Source organism: Anabaena sp. CCY 0017 (assembly GCF_963920885.1).
Classification (GTDB): domain Bacteria; phylum Cyanobacteriota; class Cyanobacteriia; order Cyanobacteriales; family Nostocaceae; genus Nodularia.
Window position 1 is genome coordinate 1 of the sequence record NZ_CAWUDG010000054.1, and the last position, 8319, is coordinate 8319.

The 8319-nt window shown below is 40.6% G+C and carries 11 protein-coding genes and 1 pseudogene; 10 read left to right on the forward strand and 2 right to left on the reverse strand.

The genetic code is table 11. From position 1 onward, the window contains the following. Positions 1 to 202: 202 nt before the first annotated feature. The 5 genes and pseudogenes from ACM0OW_RS25315 (at position 203) to ACM0OW_RS25335 (ending at position 2749) form a co-directional block, all read left to right on the forward strand. A complete protein-coding gene (locus ACM0OW_RS25315) occupies positions 203 to 421 on the forward strand; it encodes a hypothetical protein (protein ID WP_414553421.1) in 219 nt (72 codons plus the stop codon). Next, positions 414 to 833 (forward strand): annotated as a pseudogene (locus tag ACM0OW_RS25320) (putative toxin-antitoxin system toxin component, PIN family). Before ACM0OW_RS25315 ends, ACM0OW_RS25320 begins: the two are co-directional and overlap by 8 nt. A gap of 79 nt (positions 834 to 912) precedes the next feature. Then, positions 913 to 1092 (forward strand): type II toxin-antitoxin system HicB family antitoxin, encoded by a 180-nt coding sequence (locus ACM0OW_RS25325; RefSeq protein ID WP_414553423.1) that lies wholly within the window; start codon positions 913 to 915, stop codon positions 1090 to 1092. A gap of 211 nt (positions 1093 to 1303) precedes the next feature. Beyond that, positions 1304 to 2446, forward strand: coding sequence for an RRXRR domain-containing protein (locus tag ACM0OW_RS25330; protein WP_414553425.1), 1143 nt, complete (start codon positions 1304 to 1306; stop codon positions 2444 to 2446). Positions 2447 to 2509: 63 nt separating this feature from the next. Then, complete coding sequence (locus ACM0OW_RS25335) at positions 2510 to 2749, forward strand: type II toxin-antitoxin system HicA family toxin (RefSeq protein ID WP_414553427.1); 240 nt, start codon at positions 2510 to 2512, stop codon at positions 2747 to 2749. Positions 2750 to 2831: 82 nt separating this feature from the next. Here ACM0OW_RS25335 and ACM0OW_RS25340 read toward each other — a convergent pair whose 3' ends face one another. Together ACM0OW_RS25340 and ACM0OW_RS25345 are read right to left on the reverse strand one after the other, a co-directional pair. Beyond that, entirely contained in the window at positions 2832 to 4367 is a 1536-nt protein-coding gene (locus ACM0OW_RS25340) for a phytoene desaturase family protein (protein ID WP_414553440.1), read from the reverse strand. Between the two features lie 230 nt (positions 4368 to 4597). After that, positions 4598 to 5218: a hypothetical protein gene (locus tag ACM0OW_RS25345; protein WP_414553429.1), complete on the reverse strand. Its 621-nt coding sequence runs from the start codon at positions 5216 to 5218 to the stop codon at positions 4598 to 4600. Between the two features lie 180 nt (positions 5219 to 5398). On the opposite strand from ACM0OW_RS25345, the gene ACM0OW_RS25350 reads away from it, so the two are divergent. The 5 genes from ACM0OW_RS25350 (at position 5399) to ACM0OW_RS25370 (ending at position 8259) form a co-directional block, all read left to right on the forward strand. Further along, complete coding sequence (locus tag ACM0OW_RS25350) at positions 5399 to 5590, forward strand: hypothetical protein (protein ID WP_414553431.1); 192 nt, start codon at positions 5399 to 5401, stop codon at positions 5588 to 5590. Next, positions 5559 to 6170: a siphovirus Gp157 family protein gene (locus ACM0OW_RS25355; RefSeq protein WP_414553433.1), complete on the forward strand. Its 612-nt coding sequence runs from the start codon at positions 5559 to 5561 to the stop codon at positions 6168 to 6170. The genes ACM0OW_RS25350 and ACM0OW_RS25355 overlap by 32 nt, the downstream gene beginning before the upstream one ends. 119 nt (positions 6171 to 6289) lie before the next feature. Next, on the forward strand, positions 6290 to 6964 hold the full coding sequence (locus ACM0OW_RS25360; protein ID WP_414553435.1) for a hypothetical protein: 675 nt from the start codon (positions 6290 to 6292) through the stop codon (positions 6962 to 6964). A 5-nt stretch (positions 6965 to 6969) separates the two neighbouring features. Then, positions 6970 to 7407 carry a hypothetical protein gene (locus ACM0OW_RS25365; RefSeq protein ID WP_414553437.1) on the forward strand — a complete coding sequence of 146 codons (438 nt, stop codon included), beginning with the start codon at positions 6970 to 6972 and terminating at the stop codon, positions 7405 to 7407. A gap of 24 nt (positions 7408 to 7431) precedes the next feature. Then, a complete protein-coding gene (locus ACM0OW_RS25370) occupies positions 7432 to 8259 on the forward strand; it encodes a hypothetical protein (RefSeq protein WP_414553439.1) in 828 nt (275 codons plus the stop codon). The last annotated feature ends 60 nt before the right edge of the window (positions 8260 to 8319 follow it).

Sequence of the window (8319 nt, forward strand, 5' to 3'; positions counted from 1 at the left end):
AATCGTTACATTGTTTACACTGTCTTGTTTTTAGACTTGTTTGTCGCCCCGTCAGTTATTGGATACAAATATTCTGATTGACATTCAGCGCGGTCACGCTCCTGCATTATGTGCGATCGCTATTAACTGCGAGAAACTTGGTAAAGCATCTGTAGATGTTAAATGCTATAATTAAAAAATATGACTTATTTTTTCCTAAAATATGGAAACAATTGCAATTCAAGTTGATGCAGAAATTGCCAAAGCTTATCAAGAAGCAGAACCGCAAAAACAACAAAAAATCCAGACTATTGTTAACGATTTGCTCAAACTAATTATTCAAGATAAATCCCTAGATGACATTATTCAAGAAATGCAAGAACAAGCTAAAGATAGGGGGTTAACTCAAGAAATTTTAGATGAGATTCTTCAGAATGGATGAATTGCGGTTTGTTATTGATACAAACATTTTAGTTAGTGCCATCTTGATTAAGTCATCTATTCCAGATGTAGCATTCAAAAAAGCTAAAGGATTAGGAATAATTTTATTTTCAGATGCGACTTTTCAAGAATTGAAAGAAATTATCAATCGCTCAAAATTCGATAAATATATTCCTGTGAGTATTCGTACTCAATTTTTAGCTAAATTCAAACTTGAATCAGAAGAAATTGAAATAGTCTAGAGGATCAAAGAGTGTAGAGATCCCAAAGATGACAAATTCCTTGAGGTTGCTATTAATGGTAATGCAACTCATCTCATTACAGGAGACAAAGATTTATTAGAACTTCATCCCTTTAGAAGCGTTGATATTATTACTGCCACGCAATTTTTAGAAATTTTATCAGATTTATAATAAATGCGATCGCTACCTTAAGACTAACTTCCCATGAATTACCCTAAAATTAAATTCCCGCTACAAAGGAGAGAGGATAATGAAATGGCGTGTTGTGCTGGAGGCCGATGCTGAAACGGGAGACTGGTCTGTTTGGTGTCCAGAATTACCAGGTTGCGTTTCGGCTGGAGAAACCGAAGAAGAAGCCTTAGAAAATATTCGTGAAGCGATCGCACTCTATCGTCAACTACCTACACTGACACCTGCGGGTACAGTGTAGGCTTGCAAAATCCCTAATAAATTAGGTTTACGGTATGCAACGCAAGAGTTGGTTAGGGCAAAGAGAGATTTGGTAAGGCTAAACGTACAAATATTTCCCTAGTTTGTACCACTTTATGGTCTAGTCGTGAATAGAATATACGCTTATCAAATTGCCCGAAGGGACTGGATTTATTCCTAAATACAAGTTAGAAATGATTTGGGTTATCCCCATGAATAAAGTTACACGAATCCCAGTAGTATCTCCAGACAAAAAACAGCTGATGCCAACCACGCCAGCACGAGCTAGAAAGTGGATAAAATCTGGTAAAGCTGTTGGTAAACGTAATAAAGTTGGTGTTTTTTACGTTCAATTATTACGCGAACCATCTGGACATGAGATACAGAAAATAGTAGTTGGCACTGATAGAGGCAAAGCCTTCACTGGTATTGCTTTTCAGTCAAAATTAGCGACAATTGCTTTGTTTCATGCCTGTCTTCCTGGATTCTATAAATCAAAGAGAACTAGCAAAGATAGGCAATCAGTAACAGGCAAAATGTCCAAGCGCTCAGAGTTACGTCGTACCCGCAGGGGACAGCGAATCAATCGCAAGGTTGCCTTTAAATTACGAAATCATCGAGAGAAAAGGTTTAGCAATCGTCGCCAAAATAAGCTGCCTCCTAGTGTAAGAGCCAACAGAGAAATGGAGCTAAGGATATTAGCAGAAATGGCTATAATTCTTCCTATCTCTGAAATTAGAGACGAGTCATGTGGTGGTAATTCCAAACAGAATGGATTTGGTATATCTCCTGTAACAGTTGGTCAAGAATGGTTTAGAACCGAAGCGTCTAAGTTTGCCCCAGTCAAAGAAGTAAATTCTTTAGATACTGGGAAATACCGCACTCAGCTAGGACTGATTAAAGACAAGAAAGATAAATCAAAACAAACCCCAGAAACCCATGCAAATGATGCTATTGCATTAGCTTCTACAGCATTTATTCAATACAAGAAATTTCACACAGCAAAAAGTCATGGTCATCAGTGGGTGGGGGAATGTCTTGTAACTCCATCACCATTCATTGTTGTTACTCGCCCAAAACTATTTAGGCGGAAATTGCACCAAGAAAACTATTCAAAGGGTGGGATTTTAAAACGGCAAGGTGGGACAATAACACCATTTGGTTTTCGGTCAGGTGACTATGTTCAAGCTTCTCGCAAAGGAGAAGTAATACGCGGATGGGTTGGTGGGTTTACTAATTCTGGGAAAACAAAAAATATCTCCATCTACGACCACAACTGGTCGCGTATTGGTCAGTTCAATCCCAACAATGTCAAATTAATAAAACGGAGTTCGAGATTATGCGTTATTGCCTAGATTCTTGGCAAATTTGTCGCTATCCTCCGCCTTGTTCTCTCTACGAGAAAAACCACTTGGAGAATGCGACAAATTTGCCTACGCAATTCCTCCCGACACCAAATCAAAGATTATGGTGTGGGACTCCTTGCTGTTTTAGTTGAATTGATTTCTCAAAAGGGTAGTCATCGCAAGTGGAGAAATATTGATCGCCAGCTACAAGTAATTGTCCCTTATCACAAGGGACGTGATTTGCCAATGGGTACACTACGCAACATTATGACTGGTGCTGACATTCCAGAAAGTGAATGGAAAACAGAATGATGTAGTTATGGCTAAGATTTATGATTGCGATCGCGTTCGCGGAGCGTCTCGAAGAGAAGAGAAGAGAGCCTAGCGATCGCTACTAGAGAATATCATTCAGCAATTGTAAATGTTGCTGCACAGGCGCAATAGTATTAGCAGCCATCATCCCACTTGCAGCCACAGCCGGCAACCCAATTCCCGGAAAAGTCGAATCTCCACAACACAACAATCCCGATAAAGGTGTATTACCACCAGGAAATAAACCCTTCCCTGCGGCTATAGCTGGTCCATAACTACCATGATGACGACGCAAAAAACGCCCATGAGTCAGGGGAGTACCGACCAAAGTAACTTCGCAACGAGAACGAATATCAGGAATAATTCTTTCCAAAGCTTGCCACATCACTTCCGCACGTTCTTGTTTTAACAACGCATATTCTTCGGTATTGCGTTCCTTTCCTTGCCAAATAGCATAAGGTTCATTCCCAGGTGTATAAACGTGAATCACGTGCTTACCTGCTGGTGCTAAGGATGAGTCAAGAACCGAGGGAATAGATATCAGCACTACGTTTTGCGGTGCAGTTATGCCTTTGTCCCAATCGTTAACTACAATGTAATGAATACCCAAATTTTCTGGTAATCCTGCTGCATCAATACCTAAATGCAGGTGCATAAAACTATCACATTCAGGTATTGCTTGTTGCTTTTCTACATACCGTTTGGGGACAGCACCTTCAGGAATTAGTTTGAGAGTATCCCAAACAGAAGCATTAGAAACAACGGCTTTACTGGCTCGGATTTCTTGACCACTACGCAGTCGCACTCCCACAGCACGGTGGTTTTCCACTAAAACTTGCTCCACATGAGCATTCAAAACTAACTTACCACCATGTTTAGTCAAACCTCTCAGCAGTGCATCAACGATCGCACCACTGCCACCAATGGGATAATCTAACTGCACATGAGGACGATACCAATCTGCAAACATAAATGCAACTTCTGCGGCAATTGTCCCATCTGCGGGTAATCCAGATAACAGGAAGCAAAGTAAATCTAACCAGTTGCGAATAAATGGGTCAGTGATTACACCATCCATGATCCGGGAAAAAGACCCTGTTAATTTGATGACATTAGCGGCCTGTTGCAATAAAGCCGGGGCAAATTTACCCACAGTTAACACCGCACCTAAATCGTAGCGCAAAGCAGCAGGTGGGAGAGCGATCGCACTCTTACCCAAAGGTGTCATAATTTGTTGTAGTTTGCGCCATTCTGCTACAGCTTTATCTCCCCGCAGTTGTTGTAACACTTGACAAAACTGGTCAGCACCAACTTGAGCATCAAAGTTTCCTTCTGGCAAATAACAACCCCAGGTATCGTAATGAACACAGGGTAAATCTTCCCCAATCGCATCTAGAACTTGGCGTAAGGGATTAGGCGAAGGGGTATATGACAAACCAGAATAGAGAGATGGACCAGAATCAAACTTGTAGCCGTTGCGTTCAAAAGCATGAGCCGCACCTCCTGCAATGGAATGGCTTTCTACTACGGTGACATTAATTCCATAGTGTGCCAAGAGTGCAGCGCAACTCAATCCACCAATACCGCTACCAATTACGACTACTTCTGTGTTACTCATGAATAATGGTTGATTATTAGAACTTTCTTCAACCATCATAAATCTTGGGAGAGCCAATAGCTATCAGCAGTCAGCTTGCTTTCCTAAAGTTTATCTAAATCTGTAATTTTTTGGTAAATCTTGTTGTCACTCCCAGAAAAATTGACTAGCTAAAATTAACCGCATCACCAAGCTATCAATCAAATAATGTAAGTTAATATTTTGGGCTTTAATTGTTAAATTTATAGGCTTTACTGGTATCTACTTTGCAGATAAGACTGACGATAATTATTCTTTGCCATCAGCCTAGCCTCACGCCTTGCCCAGCATTTTTGTAAAGGAACATCAGCCAATCTTTGCAACAACATAAACACACTATTATCCCCTGTCAATCTAGCAATTATTTGGGCAATTACCTTACAGCAACCCCAAGGATGACACACCACCTGAATTTCTGCAAACCTGACTACACCCCAATTGCGGGTTAAGAAAAACCGGTTACGGATTTTATCATCATCAATATCAGTACAGTGATGAGGTTTACCCGTATCTCCAGCATAAGGTTCATCAATCTCAATATCGAGAGCCAACCCGGAGGAGTGATGATAAAGAATAAAATCAGCCGAGTAGCAAAGAGGATAACCAGGAATTTCAAACTCCACCGCTTGGCAAATTAAATTTCCGGGAAATGCCGATAGTAGATGCCGAAAAAAATTCTTTTCGCTCACACCTTGCTTGGCTGTACCATTTCCATCTGGTAATGCAACACATCCTTGAAACGAAGCTTTTAAATGTTCTTGTCTTTCATAACCCTGAGCAAATTGCCTTGCTAGTGGAGGATACAGAATCACCGGATAATAGCCAGTAGACATAGCCACAGTATTGATGAAAATTCTATCATTGAACCTAGCATAAATAGAAGTAAAATCAGTGTAGTCAAGCAATAATAATGAATTAGCCCAATCCACGCATCAAATTTTCATCCCATCGCCATACCAAAACAGAGAGATGCGCTATCGCGCTGAAATTGATAGCGTTACGCAACCAAAAGTATGCAAAGACTAACAGCAAGTGTCACAACACTTCAACCTAAATTGATAGCAACATATCAGCAAAATCTTCACACCACACAAAAGGGCATTTCAGATTTATATTTCGATAATAATTCAGATGCCAGCACTATAGATATCTTAGAGCAAATTGGATGCGAACATGACTACTATCAAACTTGTGGAAGGTGGTAGCATGAATTTAGCACTGGCTCAACAATCTTTAGCAGGACTATCGCAAACTGCTGCTGAACTTTGGGAACAACTAACCAATTGCCAGACTCCTGAAGAAGAAGCTGCTATCATTACCGCGATTTGGGAAACACAAGAAGTTCAAGAAGAAGCTGTAGACATCCAAGCTGAATTGGCGTTACAACTAGATGCAGAGATAACATCTGTTAAACAACGACTAGAACATCTCAAAAATGTACATCAATCAGCACTCTTAAGACTAGAACGCTGGCGACAAAAGTTAGATGAAACCATTTTAGTACATAATGCCACAGGGATTTTATCTGAGCAAATGATTGGTAATTCACTGCGGATCACAATTAAACAAAACCCACCCAGTTGTGATATTTTAGTAGATGCCGAGCAATTACCTTCAAAATACCGGAGAAAGAAAACTGTTTACTCAGCAGACAAGAAAGCGATTATTGCTGCTTGGAAGAAAGGTATTCCTGTAGACGGTACTCATGTTGAACGTAAGCGTCGGGTGATTTATGCTTTAACAGCAAGTGCAATTCAAGACTTCAAAGATTCTCTGTTAACTTAGCAATCAACTACTCATTTTTAGCCAAGCAAATACCTGAGTCAAAACAATTCAAAATTCAAATTTTGCTTCTGGCTACCGCCACAATCGCTTGCACACCAATTAACAAAGCCAAAAAAGCTATGACTTTAAAATGGCTCACACCAGAACAGGCGATTGTGGCAGCCAAGCTAACTGTTACATCTGAAACCTTAGAATCCTACATACAATTGCCAGGAAAAACAACTACAGAAGCAAAATTCCAAGGTTTAGGGTTGCTGTTTGACCGAGAACGTTGGCTTGCAGGCCAACCTGACTTTTTACAACTTTTGCCATCAGTAACAGATGATTACACCACTACCGAAGATGAAACAGTCTGTCATAACTTAGATCAAAATGGCACAGAAACATTTGCTACTAACCACACAAATCTACCAGAACCATACATTTTCGAGCAATGCAAAGTTCAAATTGTGATCACTCTACTACCTACAGAACAAGCAACAAGTAGACCTGTAATGATTGCTGCTAGCAGTCATGGTGATTTCCCTGTAGTTGCCATGTTTAACCAAGAACAACTTGCTGATTTACTTCCTGTGCTTGAGCAACTACTCGATGAACTCAAAGCCGATTTCCCTAATCGCCAAATTCGCCGCAACATAGCGCAGACTCAAGCTAAAGGTAAACAGCATACTTCCCAAACTCAAGCAGCAAGAACCAAGAAATTATCTATTTCTCAGACTTCAACAGCTACTCAAACTGCTGACTCAGATTCCCCCAAATCAACCAACAATTCTACGCAAATTACTTTGTTTTAAATGTCATGAATAATTCAACAAACAACAAACTACTCGTCATTTACGAAGGTCAACAGCATTGGATTCCTGAAGCAATCGCGCAAAATGACCAATTGCTGCGTGATGCCTTTACACCCCTTTGTGCTGAACTAGCCAATGCAGAAATAGAACGCAAAGCTGGACAACCCATTCAGATCATCAAGAAACCCGGTAAAAAAGGTTCTTCTCCCTTAGAGTATCTGATAACAGCCCCAGAAGAAATCAATCCCGCATTGGCAATGTGTTGTCAACTGCGTCAACGACAGATTTGCACTGGTATCGATTGGCAAAATGCAGAACAGCTATCAGCCGAAATTGAGGAGGCGATCGCATCTGGAACAGCATTTTCTGAATTACTCAACCAAACTCTCAAATCCTTAAAATCTTCCTCTCCCACCTCTAGCCTCATCCCTGAAGGTTTTTAAGTACACACAATAGATTGAGTATGTATGTCTCATCTCGTACCCACCAGTATGGTAGAGGCCATTTACAGCCTGCAAGAGTGCCAATTAACCTTAGATGCCAGCGCAGCACTCAATTATCTGGAAACCCAACTCAACATTTATTCCTTACTAGCACTCTACCAGCAATACTTCCCCATTGAATGGTCAAGCAGCCAAGCCACTATCTATCCAATTGCAAATCAGCTGCATCGCCACAGTCCCAGAGAACTAGAATTTATTGTCCTGATTTACACTCACCTGTTTCCATTATCACACTGGATTGTAGAAACAGCTTACGAAGAAAGATTGCACAGCATACCCGTTACCCCAATGGGTATTAATTGGACAATGGATGACGAGATAGAACATCTCAAACATTCTTGGCAATTACTTTTACCATTGAGCCATAATGGTCGTCGTTGGTTAGATGAGCTACATCCAGAAGGTAGTGATTGGTTTGATGATGAATTTGCCATGTACGGAATTAAGTACAGCGACATCGACCACCCGGACAAAATTGACTACAAACAACTGCAACGGCAGTGTAATAACTTAAATAGTCCGTTAAAGTTTCTGCCTTTAGCTTTAAAGTTGCTAGATCACCAAACCAAAAACATTTGGTTAGACGAATACGCAGACGATTTTTACTACCAACCTGACCACACCACTCTACCTTGGTCAAAAGCATCTATTGATTTTCTCACCAGAAAATGGCAACAAGCTAGCCGGATGCTTGACCATGCAGACAACCTAATTGATTGGCTAGAAACAGACTTAAAACCTTACGCTCAAATCCTTCTGCACCTATGGAAACAAGCATTGAAACCACATTAATTAAGACGGGAGCAACGCGATTTTGTGAAGTCGGAGAAAAAACAAGCGATCGCAAAAACT

Bases quoted from the DNA above. Each gene is read 5' to 3' on its own strand.
- ACM0OW_RS25360 (WP_414553435.1), top strand. From the start codon at position 6,290: ATGACTTTAAAATGGCTCACACCAGAACAGGCGATTGTGGCAGCCAAG.
- ACM0OW_RS25370 (WP_414553439.1), top strand. From the start codon at position 7,432: ATGTCTCATCTCGTACCCACCAGTATGGTAGAGGCCATTTACAGCCTG.
- ACM0OW_RS25340 (WP_414553440.1), bottom strand. From the start codon at position 4,367: ATGAGTAACACAGAAGTAGTCGTAATTGGTAGCGGTATTGGTGGATTG.
- ACM0OW_RS25330 (WP_414553425.1), top strand. From the start codon at position 1,304: ATGAATAAAGTTACACGAATCCCAGTAGTATCTCCAGACAAAAAACAG.
- ACM0OW_RS25350 (WP_414553431.1), top strand. From the start codon at position 5,399: ATGCAAAGACTAACAGCAAGTGTCACAACACTTCAACCTAAATTGATA.
- ACM0OW_RS25365 (WP_414553437.1), top strand. From the start codon at position 6,970: ATGAATAATTCAACAAACAACAAACTACTCGTCATTTACGAAGGTCAA.
- ACM0OW_RS25315 (WP_414553421.1), top strand. From the start codon at position 203: ATGGAAACAATTGCAATTCAAGTTGATGCAGAAATTGCCAAAGCTTAT.
- ACM0OW_RS25345 (WP_414553429.1), bottom strand. From the start codon at position 5,218: ATGTCTACTGGCTATTATCCGGTGATTCTGTATCCTCCACTAGCAAGG.
- ACM0OW_RS25325 (WP_414553423.1), top strand. From the start codon at position 913: ATGAAATGGCGTGTTGTGCTGGAGGCCGATGCTGAAACGGGAGACTGG.
- ACM0OW_RS25335 (WP_414553427.1), top strand. From the start codon at position 2,510: ATGCGACAAATTTGCCTACGCAATTCCTCCCGACACCAAATCAAAGAT.
- ACM0OW_RS25355 (WP_414553433.1), top strand. From the start codon at position 5,559: ATGACTACTATCAAACTTGTGGAAGGTGGTAGCATGAATTTAGCACTG.